The 17,373-nt window shown below is 71.0% G+C and carries 13 protein-coding genes and 1 pseudogene; 9 read left to right on the forward strand and 5 right to left on the reverse strand.

Features of this window, described 5'->3' with window-relative positions; all coding sequences use genetic code 11:
• Positions 1 to 19: 19 nt before the first annotated feature.
• From ABH941_RS00665 to ABH941_RS00675, 3 genes are read right to left on the reverse strand one after another with little or no spacing between them, the layout of a single operon-like run.
• The gene (locus ABH941_RS00665; protein ID WP_370126516.1) at positions 20 to 1,552 is read right to left on the reverse strand and encodes a sugar ABC transporter ATP-binding protein; all 1,533 of its coding nucleotides are present in this window, start codon (positions 1,550 to 1,552) and stop codon (positions 20 to 22) included.
• On the reverse strand, positions 1,542 to 2,648 hold the full coding sequence (locus ABH941_RS00670; RefSeq protein WP_370126517.1) for a sugar ABC transporter substrate-binding protein: 1,107 nt from the start codon (positions 2,646 to 2,648) through the stop codon (positions 1,542 to 1,544). The genes ABH941_RS00665 and ABH941_RS00670 overlap by 11 nt, the downstream gene beginning before the upstream one ends.
• Before the next feature lie 18 nt (positions 2,649 to 2,666).
• Positions 2,667 to 3,737 carry an ABC transporter permease gene (locus ABH941_RS00675; RefSeq protein ID WP_370126518.1) on the reverse strand — a complete coding sequence of 357 codons (1,071 nt, stop codon included), beginning with the start codon at positions 3,735 to 3,737 and terminating at the stop codon, positions 2,667 to 2,669.
• Between the two features lie 135 nt (positions 3,738 to 3,872).
• On the opposite strand from ABH941_RS00675, the gene ABH941_RS00680 reads away from it, so the two are divergent.
• The 4 genes from ABH941_RS00680 to ABH941_RS00695 are packed head-to-tail and all read left to right on the forward strand — an operon-like array spanning position 3,873 to position 9,879.
• Positions 3,873 to 5,756, forward strand: coding sequence for a GMC family oxidoreductase N-terminal domain-containing protein (locus ABH941_RS00680; RefSeq protein WP_370126519.1), 1,884 nt, complete (start codon positions 3,873 to 3,875; stop codon positions 5,754 to 5,756).
• A complete protein-coding gene (locus ABH941_RS00685) occupies positions 5,753 to 7,486 on the forward strand; it encodes a thiamine pyrophosphate-binding protein (protein WP_370126520.1) in 1,734 nt (577 codons plus the stop codon). Before ABH941_RS00680 ends, ABH941_RS00685 begins: the two co-directional genes overlap by 4 nt.
• A gap of 10 nt (positions 7,487 to 7,496) precedes the next feature.
• Positions 7,497 to 8,300, forward strand: coding sequence for an IclR family transcriptional regulator (locus ABH941_RS00690; RefSeq protein WP_370126521.1), 804 nt, complete (start codon positions 7,497 to 7,499; stop codon positions 8,298 to 8,300).
• A 43-nt stretch (positions 8,301 to 8,343) separates the two neighbouring features.
• Entirely contained in the window at positions 8,344 to 9,879 is a 1,536-nt protein-coding gene (locus tag ABH941_RS00695; RefSeq protein WP_370126522.1) for a N,N-dimethylformamidase beta subunit family domain-containing protein, read from the forward strand.
• 55 nt (positions 9,880 to 9,934) lie between these two features.
• On the opposite strand, the gene ABH941_RS00700 is transcribed toward ABH941_RS00695, so the two are convergent.
• Complete coding sequence (locus tag ABH941_RS00700; RefSeq protein WP_370126523.1) at positions 9,935 to 11,647, reverse strand: carbohydrate binding domain-containing protein; 1,713 nt, start codon at positions 11,645 to 11,647, stop codon at positions 9,935 to 9,937.
• 288 nt (positions 11,648 to 11,935) lie between these two features.
• On the opposite strand from ABH941_RS00700, the gene ABH941_RS00705 reads away from it, so the two are divergent.
• From ABH941_RS00705 to ABH941_RS00715, 3 genes are all read left to right on the forward strand, one after another.
• Positions 11,936 to 12,436 carry a hypothetical protein gene (locus ABH941_RS00705; protein ID WP_370126524.1) on the forward strand — a complete coding sequence of 167 codons (501 nt, stop codon included), beginning with the start codon at positions 11,936 to 11,938 and terminating at the stop codon, positions 12,434 to 12,436.
• 185 nt (positions 12,437 to 12,621) lie between these two features.
• Entirely contained in the window at positions 12,622 to 13,230 is a 609-nt protein-coding gene (locus tag ABH941_RS00710; RefSeq protein WP_370126525.1) for a hypothetical protein, read from the forward strand.
• Between the two features lie 276 nt (positions 13,231 to 13,506).
• Entirely contained in the window at positions 13,507 to 14,739 is a 1,233-nt protein-coding gene (locus tag ABH941_RS00715; RefSeq protein WP_370126526.1) for a peptidase S8, read from the forward strand.
• A gap of 73 nt (positions 14,740 to 14,812) precedes the next feature.
• Here ABH941_RS00715 and ABH941_RS00720 read toward each other — a convergent pair whose 3' ends face one another.
• Positions 14,813 to 16,294, reverse strand: a complete 1,482-nt coding sequence (locus tag ABH941_RS00720; protein ID WP_370126527.1) for an RICIN domain-containing protein — start codon at positions 16,292 to 16,294, stop codon at positions 14,813 to 14,815.
• Between the two features lie 173 nt (positions 16,295 to 16,467).
• On the opposite strand from ABH941_RS00720, the pseudogene ABH941_RS00725 reads away from it, so the two are divergent.
• Positions 16,468 to 16,644, forward strand: a pseudogene (locus ABH941_RS00725) (oxygenase MpaB family protein); the annotation flags it as partial.
• Positions 16,645 to 16,751: 107 nt separating this feature from the next.
• Positions 16,752 to 17,369 (forward strand): hypothetical protein, encoded by a 618-nt coding sequence (locus ABH941_RS00730; RefSeq protein WP_370126528.1) that lies wholly within the window; start codon positions 16,752 to 16,754, stop codon positions 17,367 to 17,369.
• Positions 17,370 to 17,373: the final 4 nt, after the last annotated feature.

The following is a 17,373-nucleotide window of genomic DNA, read 5'->3' on the forward strand; positions in this document are numbered from 1 at the left end:
ATCCCTGCTCTCTGCACAGTCATCCGGCGTAGCCGGCGTTCATGGACACGCTCAGCGCCTGCTGGGTCAGCCGTTCGCCGCTGAGCTCGTCGACGGTTCGGCCGCGCTGGAGGACCAGCACACGGTCGCACAGGTCGACGAGTTCGGACAGGTCCGTCGAGGTGATCAGGACGGCTCTGCCCTCGTCGGCCAGGGCACGGATGACGGCGTGCATCTCGGCGCGGGCACGGACGTCGACGCCACGGGTCGGATCGTCCAGGAGCATGATCGAGGGGTCGGTGTCGAGCCACTTGGCGAACACCACCTTCTGCTGGTTGCCGCCCGACAACTCGCCGGTCCGGCGGTGCACGCCGCCGTTGACGCGCAGGCCGCGGGCGCTGCGCGCGGCCCGGTCGACCAGTTCGCGGCGGTGCAGCATCGGACTGCCCCGGTGCAGGCCGAGCCAGCTGACCGAGGTGATGTTCTCCCACACCGGCCGGTCGAGCATCAGGCCGTAGCGTTTGCGGTCGCTGGGAACGAAGGCGACACCCTGGCCTATCGCCTGCCGGAATGAGCGTGGCGCCTTTCCGGCGGCCAGCCGTACGCTGCCGGACGTCGGGCGGGCCTGGCCGCTGATCACTTCGAGCACCGCGAGGTGGCCCGCGCCCTGCAACCCGGCGAGCCCGACGACCTCACGGCGGCGCGCGGTCAGCGAGACCCCGTCCAGCCGGCCCGGGATGGTCACGGACTCCAGGACCACGGCCGGTGCGCCGGGTGCCCCGGTCCCGGGGCTGGCCTTGGGTGCGGCGGTCGCGGCGTGGCTCTCGCCCAGCATCGCGGTCACCAGCGCGGTCAGGTCCACGTCCGCGATCTCGGCGCCGCTCAGGGTGACCCGGCCGTCGCGCAGCACGGTGACCCGCTGGGAGAACCGCAGCACCTCCTCCAGGTAGTGCGAGATGTAGAGGATCGCGATGCCCCGGCCGCCGGTCCGCAGCAGTACGGCGGCCAGCCGGTCGACCGCTTCCTTCGGCAGCGCCGAGGTGGGCTCGTCCAGGATCAGCACCCGTGGCTCGGTCAGCAGGGCCCGGCAGATCTCCAGCAGTTGACGGTCGGCCAGGTCCAGGTCACCGGCTCTGGCGTCGAGCCGGATCCGCAGGCCGAGCTCGTCCAGCACCGGCCGGGCACGCCGTTCGGCCTCGGCGTTGCTGGTCAACCCCCCGCGCCGGGGCAGGCCGTGGGGGAAGAGGTTCTCGGCGACGCTGAGGTCACCGAAGATCGCCAACTCCTGGGAGACCAGGGCGACACCGGCCTCGGAGGCCTGACGGGACGTGGCGAAGGCTGCCTCCCGGCCGTCGAGCAGGACCCGTCCGGCGTCCGGATGGACCACTCCGGAGAGGATCTTGACCAGCGTCGACTTGCCGGCTCCGTTCTCGCCGACCAGCGCGTGCACCTCGCCGGCGCGCAGGGTGACCGCCGCGTCGGCCAGGACGCGGACCCCGTCGTAGCGCTTGGTGACGCCGGTCGCGGTCAGCACGGTCTGCCGGTCGACCCGGTCGACCCGGTCAGCGGGCATTGGCCAGCGGTTTCAGATTGGCGGTGACGTTGCCGAGCAGTGTGTCGATCTGCGACTTGTACCAGGCGTAGGCCGCCTGCGGGGAGGTCTCGCGCTGGATGATCGCGTCGATGTTGGACTGGTCGACCACGAGCCCGGGAGTCTCGAACCAGCCCTGGGGCAGGCTCTTGTGCTGCTTCACGGAGTCGATCAGCAGGGCGGTGGCGAGGTACCCCTTGAGGAAGTGCTCCGGGTCGATGGTGACGAAGTCGAGTCCCGCCTTGACGTCCTCAAGTGTCTTGGCGTCCACATCCATTCCGGCGACCAGGTAGGTGCCCTTCTCCTGCTGCTTGATCCTGGCGAGGTCGTAGGAGTCCGCGTCGCCGACACCGAGGAAGGCCAGCGCGTGCGGCTGCGCGTGCACCTGGGAGAGCCAGGCGCTGTAGTTCTGCGCCGGGTCGCTGTAGGTCTGGAACGGGCCGAGCACGGTGATCCCTGGCGCCTTGGCGTTCAGCGTGTCCTTGATGCCCTTCGCCCGGGAGTCCAGCACCGGGGTTCCGGGGTTCGGGACGCCGATCACCACCGTGCCGTGCGGGTTGGCGCCCAGCCGCTTGAGGGTCTCCTGCGCGAGTGTCACGCCGAGCTGGTAGTTGTCGTTGCCGACGTAGAAGGTGACGCCGGAGCCCGGGGTCGGCGAGGTGTCGAGCGCCACGATCGGCACGCCCTTGGCGACCGCCTGCGCGGCGGGGCGGGTGAAGATCGGCGGGTCCAGGTTCTCCAGCACCACACCGTCGTGCGCGGTGGTGGTCAGGCTCTGGAAGAGCTGCTGCTCGGCGGGGCCGTCGGTGTTCGGCGGGCCGACCGTGCTCCAGTCGACGCCGGTGGCGTGGTCGGCCGCGGACTGGGCGCCGAGCACCATCTCGTGCGCGAAGTTGAGGCTGATGTTGGCGACCGCGATGCCCATCTTCAGCTTGGCGCCGGAACCGGAGGAACTACTGCTGCTGCTCCCCCCGCCGCTTGAGCACGCGCTCAGCACGAGTGCGGCCGCGGCGGTCCCGGCCAGCGCTGCGGACCAGCGGGTTCGGCGCCCTGGAAGGTGCGGGTCGGTGCGTCTCACGTCACTTCTCCTGTCGTTTCAGGTGGGTCGGCGGAACAGCCGGGAGGCCACCGCTGCCGCGCCCTGCCGCAGGCCCGCTCCGCGTGAGCGGCGCAGCGCGCTGTCGAGGGCCACGGCCAGCAGGATCACCGCGCCGGTGGCGAACGTGGTCCAGTTGATGGGGACTTGGAAGAACACCAGGGCGGCCGCGACCACGGACAGGATCAGCGAGCCGAAGACCGCGCCGGCCACCGATCCGCGTCCGCCCGCCAGCGAGGTTCCGCCGATGATGCAGGCGGCGATCGCGGTCAGTTCATAGCCCTGCCCGACGGTCGGGTCCCCGGCGATGAAGAACGCCAGCGCCAGTGCTCCGGCGACGCCGGACATCAGACCGGTCAGTGCGAGCGCCTTGATCCGGGTGCGGGTGATCGGCAGACCGCTGAACCGTGCGGCGTCCGGATTGGAGCCGATCGCCCGGACCTGCGCCCCGAACCGGGTACGGGTCAGCACCACGGTGAGGGCGACCAGGGCGACCAGCAGCACCCACACGGAGGTGGGCACCGAGAGCACATTGCCGCCCAGGACGGTGAAGAACGAGTTGCCCGCCGGCAGGTTCCCGATCTGCCGACCGTCGGCCAGGGCCAGCGCCATGCCGCGGTAGAGCATCGCCGTCGCCAGCGTCACGATGAACGAGGGGAGTTTGAGGACGGTCGTGACGAGGCCGTTGAACGCGCCGAGCAGGGCCGCCAGCGGGAGGGTGACCAGCAGGGAGAGCCACGGATCGGTGCCGTCCCGGATCAGCACGGCGCCGACGACCAGGCACAGGGTGTACGTGCCGCCGACGGACAGGTCGACCTCGCGCATGGCCAGGGCGAAGACCATCCCGACCGCCATCAGGCCGACGTACGACGAACTCTGGGCGATCGACAGCAGGTTGTCCTTGCGCACGAAATCCGGGTGGGCGATGCCGGCGGCCACGACGATGAGGACCAGCACCAGGCTCACACCGAGCTCGTCGCGCAGCAGACGGCGGCGCCAGGCCCCCCGTTGCGACCCCGCACCGTGCGAGCGGTCCGCTGCGGTCTCGTCGACGGTGACCGGCTGGGTCATGGGACTGCTCCTGTCGGCGCGGGCGGGTGGCTGGCTGGAAGGTTCCGCCCGGTTCGGTGTGGGGGCAAGGATCGCGTTCCACTGAACGGAATGCGGTTCTTGTGCACCATCCCGGCGCGGCGCAGTCTCGACGGCATGTCGCAATCGCAGCCGCAGCCGCAGCCGCCGCCGCAGCCCGCGAGGTTGGGCGAGACCGAAGCACGGGTGCTCGCGCGCTTCTGCGACCGCGTGGTCCCCGGGTCGGCAGGAATCGGCGTGGTCGACTACATCGAGCGCGCGCTGGAGCGGATGTCGCTGTCGGAGGAGGACGCGCTGCACGCGGCGATCGGCGTCGTCGCCGACGTGAGGACGCCGGACCGCATGGTCGACACCAGGGCGTTCGAGCTGCTGCGGACGCTGGCCGTCGAGGCGTACTACGGCGACTACCTGGCGCCGGGGCGCCCGGGGCCGGGCGGGCACGCCGCCATGGGCTTCAACCCGCCCGCCGCTGCACGGTTGCGCAAGGACTGGGCGTTCCTGGACCCGTCTCCGCCGAACCAGTTCGGCGATCAGGGCAGTGACGGGGGCAGGGCTGCGGTGGTCGTCGTCGGCTCCGGCGCCGGCGGCGGCCTGATCGCCGCCGAGCTCGGCGCCTGCGGCCACGACGTGCTGCTGGTGGAGGCCGGCGGGCTGCACCAGGCGGACTCGCACACCCGGTTCGAGCTGCAGGCGCGCGACCGGCTGTGGTGGCCCGCCCGCTTCGCGGGGGACCCGGACGATCCGGCCGGGCAGATCGCGTTGCTGGCCGGCCGGTGCGTCGGGGGCTCGACGGTGATCAACACCAAGGTCGCGATGCGGGCCCATCCCGAGGACATCGCCAAGTTCCATGCCCGCACCGGACTGCTCGGCCCGTCCGGGCGCCCCTTCGCCCCGGCCGACCTCGAACCCTGGTACGACCGGGTCGAGTCCTGGCTCGGCGTCCGTCCCCGCGCGGACTGGACCCCCAGCGTCCGCCGGGTCGGACGCGGATTCGCCGCGCTCGGCGCGTCCTGGGAGCCGGTGGACTCGTACACCGACCACAACTGCACGCGCTGCGGCGCGTGTCTGACCGGCTGTCCCAGCAACGCGGGGAAGTCCGCGCTCAACACGTTCATCGCCCCGGCGCTGGGACGCGGCGAGATCCGGCTGCGGACCGGCACGGTCGTGGACCGGGTGCTCATCGAACGCTCCGGTGGCCGGGCCAGGGCCTGCGGTGTCGCCGTCACCCGTCCCGATGGAACCAGCGGCACCATCGGGGCCGACACCGTCGTCCTTGCGGCAGGTGCTCTGAGCACCCCTCAGATCCTGTTCAGAAGCCCGGAGTTCACCGCACTCGACACCCCGTCCAGCAGGTTGGTCGGCCGGACGCTCGGCCTGCATCCGGCCCGCCTGGTCCACGGGCTCTTCGACGAGGCGCAGGACTGCCACATGGTCTACCCGATCACCGCGCACAGTCTGGACCACCAGCGCGACTCCGACGGCGGTTTCGTGATCGAGGGCACCACCATCCAGGACCCGGTCTCCTTCGCCCAGTCCCTGGTGGACGCCGGGGCCCGCCCGCTGTGGGGCGCCGAACTCAGCGCCACCGTCGCGGCGTACCGCCGTTGGGCCGGGCTGCTGGTGATGGCCACCGACGAGAACACCGGCACGGTGGATCTGGACCCGCGCGGCGAGGCGGTCTTCACCAAGCGCTTCTCCGCGGCCGAACGCCACCGCCTCGACCGTGGACTCGCCTTCGCCGTCGCGGCGTTGCGGGCGGCCGGGGCCCGCGAGGTGGTCTGCAGCGGACTCTCCAGCTCGCACGTCCAGGGCAGTGTGCCGATGGGCGACGACCCGAACCGCTCGGCCGTCGACGGCAACGGACGGGTGCGCGGCGTCGACGGGCTCTACGTCGGCGACGCCTCCCTGGTCCCGGCGTCGCTCTCGGTCAACCCGTCCCTGACCGTGATGGCGCTCGCCGCCAAGGTCGCCGACCACCTCGCAAAGGAACTCCCACGGTGAACGCCCCGCCCCGCACGGTTCGCGCCAGGCCGGTGGACGCGCTGCTCGCCGTCCTCCGGGAGGAGGGGGTCGACCGGATCTTCGGGAATCCCGGCACCACCGAACTGCCGTTCACCGACGCCCTGGTGGACGCACCCGACCTGCGGTACGTGCTGGCTCTGCAGGAGGCGTCGGCGGTCGCGATGGCGGACGGCTACGCCCGGGCCACCGGCCGGACCGCGTTCGTGAGCCTGCACATCGCGGCCGGGCTCGCCAACGGCCTGATCGGCCTGATCAACGCCGCGCGCTCGCGCACCCCGATGGTGGTCACCGCAGGCCAGCAGCACCGCGGCCACCTGGTCCAGGACCCGATGCTCAGCGGCGACCTGGTGGCCATGGCCGCACCGGTGGCCAAGTCCGCCGTCGAGGTGCACCACGCCGCCGACCTGCCGATCGTGCTGCGGCGCGCCTTCGCGCTGGCGCCACAGCCCCCGGCCGGGCCGGTCTTCGTGGCGATCCCGATGGACCTGCTGGCCGAGGAGGAACTGGTCGACCTGCCGGGGCGGTCGGCGAGGGCCCCGCAGGGCCCGGCGACCAGGCTCGGCGAAGCGACCGCGCTGCTGGCGGGCTCCCGGCGCCCGGTGATCGTGGCCGGCGACGGCGTCGGGCGCGACGGCGCGGTCTCCGAACTGGTCGAGGTCGCCGAACAGTTGGGGGCGACCGTCTACCACCAGCCGATGAACGACGGCGTCGACTTCCCCGGCAGCCATCCCCTGTACGCGGGCATGCTCCCGCCGCGCAACGCGGCCATCCGCGAACTGCTGCGCCCGCACGACGCGTTGCTCCTTGTCGGCTGCCGGGCCTTCATGCCGCACCACTACTCGCCGGGGCCGGCCGTCCCGGACGGGCTGACGGTCGTTCAACTCGACTCCGACCCGCAGGAGATCGGCCGCAACTTCGCGGTCCGGCTGGGCCTGGCCGGGGCGCTCGCGCCCTCGCTCGCGGCGCTCGCCGGGGAGTTGCGGGCGCACCCGGTGGCCGCGGCGGCGGAGCGGATCGCCCGTCTCGGCGCGGCGCACGCCGAGGGGCGCGACGCGCTGGACCGGGACGCCCTGGCCCGCTACGGACCCGCCCCGCTCGATCCGCTGGCCGCGGTGCACGCACTCGCCGCGGGCCTGCCCCGGGACACCGTCGTGGTCGAGGAGGCGATCACGGCCGGTCTGAAGCTGCGCACCGTGCTGCGCCAGGACCTGCCGCGGTCCTATGTGCACACCGTCGGCGGCGGCCTGGGCTGGGGCATCGGCGCGGCCGTCGGCAGCCGCCTCGGCGCGCCAGGGCGACCGGTGGCCGCGGTGCTCGGGGACGGGTGTGCCATGTTCGGGGTCCAGGGGCTGTGGAGCGCGGCCCGCTACCGGGTCCCGGCCGCGTTCTTCGTCATGAACAACGGCGAGTACCGCACCCTGAAGGAGACCCTGGACGCAGGACAGAGCCGGTCCAGCACCGCCCGCAGCTATGTCGGCCTCGACCTGGGGGTGCCGTCCCGGGCCGCCGGGCGGCTGGACTGGTCCCACGCCGCGAGGTTCTTCGGCATCGATGCCGTCCGGATCGACAGCGCCGAGCAGTTGCGCGGTGTCGCCGCGACGGTCGGCGAACTCGACGCGCCGCTGCTGGTCGACGTCCCGGTCGCCAGTCACGCGGAGGAGCACGGCTACCCGGTCGCCGACCGTTCCCTTTTCACCCGGCGCGGGTGATGATCCTGACATGGACGAGCACCGTGCCGTCGTACCGAAATCCGTGCTGGCCCGCGGACTTCTGCTGCTCGACGCCTTCGGCCCGAGCGACGCCGAGCTCACCCTCGCCGAACTCTCGGCCCGCACCGGGCTGGCCAAACCGACCGCGCACCGGCTGCTCGCGCAACTGGTCGCCTGGGGCGGCGTCGAACGCGGCACCCGCGGCGGCTACCGGCTCAGCCTGAGCCTGTTCCTGCTGGGCCAGCGCGCCCCGCGCCAGCGCAGCCTGCGCGAGGCGGCCCTCCCGTACCTGGAGGACCTCTACGAGGCCACCCACGAGAACGTCCACCTCGCCGTCCAGGACGGTACGGACACCCTCTTCCTGGACAAGGTGTCCGGTCGGCGGTCCACCCCGATCATGTCCCGGGTCGGCAGCCGGCTGCCCGCGCACTGCACCGCGACCGGAAAGCTCTTCCTGGCCCTCGGCCCGCCCGAGCACCTGCGCCGCGCGGTGCAGGCCGGGCTGGCCCGGCTGACCCCGCGCACCATCATCACCCCGGGCATGCTCCGTGCCGACCTGGCCAGAACCCTCGACCGCGGGTACGGGCTCAACCGCGAGGAGTCGGAGACCGGGGTGACCGCCGTGGCCGCACCGATCTTCGACCACCGGCGCCGGGTGATCGCGGCGGTGTCGATCACCGGCGGCTCGCACCGCCTCGACCTGGAACGACTGGCACCGGCGGTGCGCACCGCGGCGCTCTCGCTGTCGCGGGAGCTGGTCCGGGAGAGCACGAACGGCCGCCTGACGCTGAACGGCGGGCGGTGGACCGCATAGGCTGGCCCTCCGGAAGAGCGGCTGCGGACGGGAGGTCCGGCACGTGGACGGGCTGGACAGACGGCGGTTCCTGGGCGGCACCGCGGCGGCGGGCCTCACCGTGCTGTCCGGATGCGCCGCTCCGCACCCGTCGGCGACCGTCGCCAGGACCGGTTCGCCGGAGGCCACGCCCGCGCCGACCGCGTCACTGACGGCGGAGCAGACCGAGCAGGCCCGGCCCGGCGACGCCGACTGGAGACTGCGTGACCAGGGCGCCCCGGAGGCCGTCCAGGGCTACGCCGATCAGGTCAGTGTGGACCCGGGCGGATCGTTCACCCTGTACGTCTCCACCACCGCACCCGGCTTCACCGTGTCGGCCTACCGGGTCGGCTGGTACGGCGGCGCGCAGGCCCGCCGGGTCTGGCGCTCGGGCCGCATCGCGGGGCGGCAGCAGTCGGCCACCCGGATCGTCCAGTCCACCCGTACCGTCAGGGCGGACTGGCAGCCGAGCCTACGGGTCGGCACGGACGGCTGGCCGCCCGGTGCCTACCTGCTGCGCCTGGACGCCGAGAACGGCCACCAGCGCTACGTCCCACTGATCGTCAGATCCCCGAGCGCGGTGGGCCGTACGCTGCTGATGCACGCCCCGGCGACCTGGCAGGCGTACAACCTCTGGGGCGGCCGCAGCCTCTACCAGGGCGAGGACGGCGCCTACGCGACGCGCTCGCTCGCGGTCTCGTTCGACCGCCCCTACGACGACACCGGCGCCGAGCTCTTCCTGGTCTACGAACGGGCCCTGGTGGTGCTCGCCGAGCGGCTCGGCATCCCGCTGGCCTACACGACCGGCTACGACGTGCACCGGCAGCCGGAGATACTGCGCGGCGCGACCACGCTGCTCTCGCTCGGCCACGACGAGTACTGGACCCCGCAGCAGCGTGCGGCGGTGACCAGAGCCAGGGACACCGGGTCGAACATCGCCTTCCTGGGCGCCAACACCTGCTACCGCCGGATCCGCTACGAGGACGGCGGACGGACCGTCGTCTGCTACAAGACCGCCTACGCGGACGACCCGGCCTACCGGCCGAGCGCCGGCGTGGCCACCACCGACTTCCGGGCGGCGCCCGGCGCGGACCCCGAGTCCTCGCTCACCGGCGTCCTCTACGAGGGCTTCCCGACCGACGCGCCCTATGTGGTCGGCGCCGCCGATCACTGGCTGTACGCCGGCACCGGAGTCAAGGCGGGCGACTCCTTCGCGCACCTGGTCGGCGTCGAGTACGACCGGGTGACCCCGGACCGGCCGACCCCGCGCCCGCTGCAGATCCTGGCCCACTCGCCGCTGGTCTGCCAGGGTCGTGCCAGCCACTCCGACACGGCCTACTACACCGTCCCGAGCGGGGCCGGGATCTTCGCGTCCGGGACCATGCGCTGGGTGGAGGGGCTGATGGCGGGCACCCACGACGACCACCGGGACCACGGCATGGACGCCCGTACCGGGGCCTTCGTGACCAGGGCGACCTCGAACCTGCTCACCGCCTTCGCCAAGGGCCCGGCCGGACGCCAGCTGCCGGCGCCGCACGACAACATCGCGACCTACTACTGACGGCGGCTCGCACGGCCGCGCGTAGGAGTCACGCGCGGCCGTGCGAGTGTGGCGCCTAGCTGAGCGTGAAGTCGTCCGCATAGACGTTGGCCTGGCCGTACCAGCCGTGGACGAAGACGGTGACGGTTCCGCTGCTGCCGGTGGTGAGGGAGACCGTCAGCTGGTTCCAACTGCTGCTGTTGGACCAGGTGCTGGCGCTGGCTCCGCCGGTGACGCCGATGTAGGCGTAGGGGCCCTGGACCCAGCCGGTCAGGGTGTAGGTGTGGTTGGGGGACAGGGTGAGCGTCTGGTCGCATTCGCCGGTGCTGCTGGCGCTGGGGGTGACCTGCAGGGAGTGGCTGCCGGAGTGGACCGGGCTGGAGACCACGCTGCTGCCGCCGGTGCAGGTCCACGGGCTGAGGCTGCCGGTCTCGAAGCCGGCGTTGGTCAGCGAACCGCCGCCACCGCCCCCGCCGCCGGTGCTGCTGGTGACGGTGAGCGTGTAGGTCGCGCTGTGGCTGCCGGTGGAGGCGCTGCCGGTCACGGTGATCGGGTAGCTGCCCGCGGCCACGGACGAGCCGACGGTCGCCGTCAGCGTCGAACTGCCGCCGGAGGTGACGGAGGTCGGGCTGAGCGAGACGGTGACGCCGGAAGGCGCTCCGGACGCGGACAGGCTGACCGACTCGGCGCTGCCGGAGGTGACCGCCGTGGCGACGGTCGCGGTGGCGGAACCGCCCTGGACGACCGACGCGGAACTCGGCGAGAGCGAGACTGAGAAGTCACTGGTGGTGGTGCCGCCTCCACCGCCCGAGCTGCCCTCGTACGGGACGAACGCGCTGGTGAACGCGAGGCTGCTCTGGCTGATCTCACTGCAGGTGGACAGCGAGTTGGCGGTGCCGCTGCAGGGCTGGTCGCGGTCGACCGACCAGAACGCCAACCGCCCGACGCTGTGCTGCACGGCGAAGCTCTCCACCGTCTGGGCGTCGGCGAGGGTGAACGTCGAACCGTCGTCGTTCTTGCCGATCATCGGGGTTATCCCGACGTTGGCGTAGCTGTAGCCGGAGTCGACGGACTGCATCTGCGCCAGCGTGGCCTGGGCGGCGGCGACCGACCCCTGGCCCATCTCGGTCCCGGTGCCCGAGTAGTAGTCCATGGTCATCAGGTTGACCACGTCGATCCTGATGCCCGCGGACTTGGCGGCCTTGAGGATGTTGACGCCGTCATTGGTCAGACCGCTGGCCAGCACCGGCAGGGTCATCGAGAACTGCAGATTGGGGTTGGACGCCTTGAGGTCCTTCATCGCCTGCATCTGCCGGGCCGCAGCGGCGGTGTCCGCGATCGCCGCGCCCTCGACGTCGAAGTCGAGCTGGGTGACCCCGTAGTCGTTGATGATGGCCTGGTACCCGGCGTCGATGCTGCTCTGCGTGGTGCAGGTCCAGGCGAGCGGCTCACCGGCCGATCCGCCGGAGGAGATGATGACGGAGGCGCCCTCGGACTTCGCCTTGGCGATCAGGGGGTCGGTGTAGGAGTCGGCGCCGATGGGGAGGGTGTCGCCCCAGATCTGGTTGCATCCTTCGCCGAGTACGAAGGCCGCGGTGTAGGCCTTGAGGCCGTGGCTGGTGATGGCGGTGTCCAGCATGCCTTCCTGGCCGTTGGACATGTCGACGTAGGGGGCCACGGAGTAGACGCTGCCTGCGGCGGCGCTGCTGGTGGGGGCCAGAGCGGCGACCGCGCCGGTGGTCGTGAGCGCGAGAGCGCAGGCAGAAGCGGCAAGTTTTGCCAGGTGCATGACAGTGATCCCTCTCGGGGATGCCCGTCGAGCGGGGAGGTGTGGGGGAGTGGTGCCACGCAGGCCTGGCGTTGGTACATACCAAACAACCTGCGTGCGTTCACGTCAAGAGGACTAGACCAAACAGTTCGCGAGACGGGTCGGCCCGGTACCAGGGCCGTCCCTGCTCCCGTACCGCCGACCAACCCTGGGTTGGACGCCCTGGTACCGCCCTGCTCCCTAGCGTCGGGTGTGTCGTCAAGCCGGCCGGTCCACGGTCGGCGGAGGCGCAGAACAAGGGAGCCCGTCGTGTCCGGATTTGAGATCCTCGCCGTCATCGGCGTCATCGGACTGGTGATCTACCAGCAGCTGCGCGGGCAGTCGCTGCGCGGCAAACGCGTGGTGCTGCTGCCGGCGGTCCTCACGGTCATCGGGTTCACCGACCTGACCGGCGGTGGCCGGCACCTCCAGGCGGTCGACGTGGTGTGGCTGGCCGTCGGGGCCGCCGGCTCGATCGCGATCGGCCTGGGCTTCGGTGCGATCATGCACCTGGAGTCCCGCGACGGCACGCTGTGGGCGAGGATGCCGGTGCGCGGGCTGTGGTTGTGGCTCGCCCTGGTGGCCTGGCGCGGCATCGTCTACCTGCCCGCGGCCGCCACGCACGCCCACGTCGCCGCATCGAGCGCGACCCTGCTGTTCGCCCTGGGCCTCAACCGGCTCGCACAGGCCGCCGTCATCGTCCCGCGCGCCATGGCGGCGGGCATCCCGTTCGCCCCCGAGAAGGACGGCAGGACGTTCCTGTCGCGTTGACGCCGTCGCGATCTGCTGGGCCGGACGGGTGGAGGCGAGGCACGAGCGCGTGTCGTGCTTGAGCGGATATGGATCGTGACGGACGTTCATGGCTATCCGACTGTCGGACGGTATGACTGCCGTCCTCGCACCTGGGAGTCCGCGCCGTGATCAGATCTGCCCGTTCGAGCCGTACTGTGCCACTTGTGGCGGCGCTTTCCGCCGCCGTCGTGCTGACCGCCGCCCCCGCCGCGCTCGCCAAGGCGCCGGGCGACAACGGCGATGTGAAGGTGCACAGAACCACCACGGCGGTGTCGGACGAGCGTGACAATCCGATGGTGTGCCGGTTCTATCTGGACGCCTTCCACTTCGACACCGTCCAGCAGGTGAGCTGGTCGATCTCACAGCAGCCGCCGACCGGGCACAAGCTGGTGCTCAGCGGCACTCTGACCCTGACCAACGGCACCGGCCACACCGTGAACATGGGCCTGCCCAACGGCCACTACAAGCTCACCTGGAAGTTCTCGGGTGAGCACGGCAGCGCCAAGCACAAGGTCTTCTTCGTCTCCTGCCCGCCGTCGACGAGCCTGCCGCCGGGCAGTACGGAGACCGGGGGTCACGTCAGCAACCCCGGCAGCCCGGGCGGCCCCGGTGCCCCGATCGGTGCGGTCGACGCGGGCGCGGGCGGCGCGTCACAGGGTATGCCGACCGGTCAGATCGCGGTCGGCTCGGCCCTGCTGACCGCTGGGGCGGTGGCCGGCGGAAGCCTCCTGCTCCGACGCCGCCGTCGCGTGTCCGGTGGCACCACGCGATAGTCGCCGAGGGCGGCCACGGTCTGCTCACGGGCCCTGCTGTGTGACAGGGCCCGTCTCCACTCGCGTAGAGCCCGGTGCGACGCAGGTGGTGCGCGTGCGCTGCACTGTCGGCGCACAGAATGCTCTTTGTTAACACTGAGGATCTTCTTCTACCGCTCTCTTGTCGGGCCCCGTTCACCTCGCTAACGTTCACGCCCAGCTGCCACCCCGGATCGGGGGGACAGTCTGTTCGGCATGCACGCCCCTTGGTAAACCACGGCTTCAGGAGGCAGTACGTTGCGCACCCCTTCGATATCCGCGCCCGCCAGACGGATCGCCCTTCCGCTCGGACTCGCGGCCCTCTCGGCCACCGGTCTGTTCGTCGCCGCAGTCCCCGCTGACGCCGCCGGACACGGTGTCAGCTGGAACCGCTCCTGCGCCGTGGTCACCACGGTCGACCATGCGTACTGCAACGCGCTGCACGTCACCAGCGTCGCCGAGCACGTGAACGCCAAGGGCGTCACTCCGAACGCGACCCCCTCCGGCTTCGGCCCCAGCGACCTGCTGAGCGCCTACAACATCCCGGCGAACGGCGGCGCGGGCCAGACCGTCGCCGTCGTCGACGCCTACAACGACCCCAACGCGGCCGCCGACCTGGCCGTCTACCGGGCCCAGTACGGGCTGCCCGCCTGCACCGTGGCCTCCGGCTGCTTCAAGCAGGTCAACCAGAGCGGCGGCACCTCGCTGCCGCGCGGCAACTCCGGCTGGGCCGAGGAGGAGTCGCTGGACCTGGACATGGTCTCCGCCATGGCCCCCAATGCGAAGATCATCCTGGTTGAGGCCTCCAGCACCAGCATGACCAGCCTGGGCACCGCGGTGAACACGGCAGCGAAGCTGGGCGCGACCGAGATCACCAACAGCTACGGCGGCGGCGAGTCCTCCTCGGACACCAGCTACGACACCAGCTACTTCAACCACCCTGGCATCCCGATCACCGTCTCCTCGGGCGACAGCGGCTACGGCGTCGAGTACCCGGCCGCCTCCAAGTACGTCACCGCGGTCGGCGGCACCGCCCTCAAGAGGGACTCCAGCTCCCGCGGCTGGTCCGAGAGCGTGTGGTTCACCAGCAGCACCGAGGGCGCGAGCTCCGGCTGCTCCGCGTACGACGCCAAGCCCACCTGGCAGACCGACACCGGCTGCACCAAGCGCACGGTCGCCGACGTCTCCGCGGTCGCCGACCCGGCCACCGGCGTCTCGGTCTACGACACCTACAGCCAGGCCACCGGCTGGATGGTCTTCGGAGGCACCAGCGTCGCCTCCCCGCTGATCGCCGGCGTCTACGCCGACGCGGGCAGCCACAGCGCCTCCGTCCCCGCGTCCATCGCCTACGCCCACACCTCCTCGCTCAACGACGTCACCGTCGGCTCCACCACCACCTGCACCCCGGCCTACCTCTGCACCGCGGAGGTCGGCTACGACGGCCCGACCGGCCTGGGCACCCCCAACGGCCTGACCGCCTTCACCGGCTGACGCCCACTCAGCCTCCGCCGGGTGTCCCCGTCCACTGCCGCTCACGGACGGGGACACCCGGTTTGCACCGCTCTCAGCCGATGGTCCACTTCTGGTTGGCTGCGCCGGTGCCGCTCTGCTGCACGACCTGGGCGCCGGAGGCGGTGGAGCTTCCGGAGACGCCGACGGCCAGGTCGCTGCTCAGGCTGACCAGGACGTAGGTGCTGCCGGTGAGACTGCCGACCAGGTCGGCGGCCCACTGCTGGTTGCCGCCCCCGATGCAGGTCCACTGTTCCAACTGCAGGCCGTTGGTGGCCGCCGCGCCCGGAACGTCCAGACAGAGACCGCTCTTGACGCTGGTGAGCGTGTAGACGTTGTCCGACACCCGGGTGAGCGTCCACTGCTGGTTGGTGCCGCCGTTGGCGGGCCACTGGTCGACCTTGGCACCGGCGGCCGTGGACGCGCCGACGACATCCATCAGATCCGAGCTGTTGGAGTTGGTCAGGGTGCGCGTTCCCGTCGACGGGAGACCGGAGTCGGCCGTCCAGGTGCCCGCGCTGACGTCGAGTGACCAGGAGGGGTACTGGCCCACGTTGACCGTGGTCCCGCTGATGGTGATCGGCAGCCAGATGAGTGGGGAGGAGCCCAGATCTCCGGTGGTCCAGCGGTCTCCGGCGTACAGGTAGGCGGTGCCGCTGCTGCCCTGGACCGTGATGACGTTCGCGGTCTGGGAGTTGTAGGTGTTGGTGCCGGGGGCCGCGAAGTCGCGGAAGGAGGACCAGGTCCCGGACAGGGAGGTGGCGGTGGCGTAGACGTTGTCGTTGCTGGACCAGCCGGTCAGATGGGAGCCGAACAGGTAGTAGGTGCCGTTGGCCTTGAACATCGCCGGCGCCTCGTAGTCGGCGAACAGGGCCACCGAGCTCGCGACTGACAGGTAGTCGGCGGAGAGCTTGTCGATCCGCAGGCCGTTGGCGCGGTCCTCGCTGAGCAGGTAGGCGGTGCCGTCGGTGTCCTGGTAGAGACCCAGGTCCCGGCTCTGGTGACCGAGCGGCTGGAAGCTGCCCCGGTAGGTGTAGGGCCCGCAGGGGGTGCTGCTGGTCGCCACCCCGACCTTGGCCTCAGCGTAGGAGAGGCTGTCGATGTGCAGGTACATCACGTATGTGCCGGTCGAGGAGTTGTAGATGACCTTGGGTCGCTCCACGATCCGGCTCGGACCGAGGTCTCCGCTGCTCTGCCGGGTGAGGGCGGTGCCCGCCCTGGTCCAGGTCGAAAGGTCGGTCGAGCTGTAGCAGGGGATGTCCTGGAAGGACGTGTTCGAGCTGCTCTCGCCGGTCTTGTCCTCGCCGAAGCCGTACCAGGTGCTGCCGACCTTGATGATGCCGAGACCGTGCAGTTGCAGCGTGTTGCCACTGGTGTCGGTCCGGGCGGCACCGAGGGTGAACGAGACGGTGGCCGCGTGTGCCTGAGTGGTCGGCAGAAGCAGGAGCGCCAGTCCGGTGACGGTTGCCAGGGCCAGGCTCAGCGCCCGTCGCGCCTGCCCTCCCGCATGCTGGAGAAGACTTTCGACGATGGTCATCCGTGTTCCCTGTTCCCTTCCGGCTGGGTGGGCCGTGAAGCCGAGGCAATCGCGCAAGCCTGAACAATTTCAAGCGGGCGATGGAACGTTAAGCTGCGGTTACCAGCAGAAGTCAACAGAACCCATGACGAACCGTCAATGCATCACACAGAACCCGCTGGCATCATGACGGGATGACCGTGCCGTCGTTCGACTCGCGCAGCGACGGGGCCACGCCCGAGCCTCTTGGCCCGAACTCGCTGGCCTGGCGGTACTTCAGCGACTGGCGGGGCATGCTGGTGGGCCTGTGGGCCGGGTCGATGCAGAACATGCATCCCGCCCTCGGCGCCGGGGTGGAGGAGCGCTCCCGCGTTCGAACGAATCTTGCATGCTGTGGGGCTGATCAATAGAGTCCGGCCGTGACCAAGGACTCGGGCGGAGGCGGCGGTGGCCCTGGGTCGCCCTGGTGGGCTGCCTGATGGTGGTCGCGGTCGGCGGGGGATACCGCTATCTGCACCTGCACCCGGCGCGGCAGACCTCGGTGGCGGCGCAGCCGGTCGTGCCCGCTGTGAAGGCGGTCCCGACGGCGAGTGCCGCCGTCCCACTGGTGGCCGTCACTCCCGACCAGGCCTTCCCCGCCGCCGTTGCCGGTTACACCAGGGTGGGCGACACCGCCGTCGCGAGCTGCACCGGTGCGGACAGCGTCGGCCCCACGCTGGCCGGGATGATCACCCAGGGCCATGGCTGCCTCGGTCTGGACTTCGCGCTCTATCAGGACAGTTCGAACAACGAGTACAGCCTCGCGGTCTTCACCATGAAGAACCCCGTCGACGCGGCGACCATCGTCGGAGTGCTCGGCGTGCGCGCCACCGACTACGAGGTCGCAGTCCAGCTCCCACCGCCGGGTTCAGCCCTTCGCGACCTACCGGACTCCAGCGGACATATACAGGAATATCAGAGCTATGGCCATCTGGTCGTCGTCGGCATCGCGCAGTGGTCCGACGGACACAGCAGTGACTACCAGAAGTTGGTGAACCAGCTGACGCCGCTGCTGGACGCGGTCTCCAAGCAGGCCGAGACGCACGATTGGCGTTGAGGGG

This window comes from Streptacidiphilus sp. EB103A, assembly GCF_041261405.1.
Taxonomy (GTDB): domain Bacteria; phylum Actinomycetota; class Actinomycetes; order Streptomycetales; family Streptomycetaceae; genus Streptacidiphilus.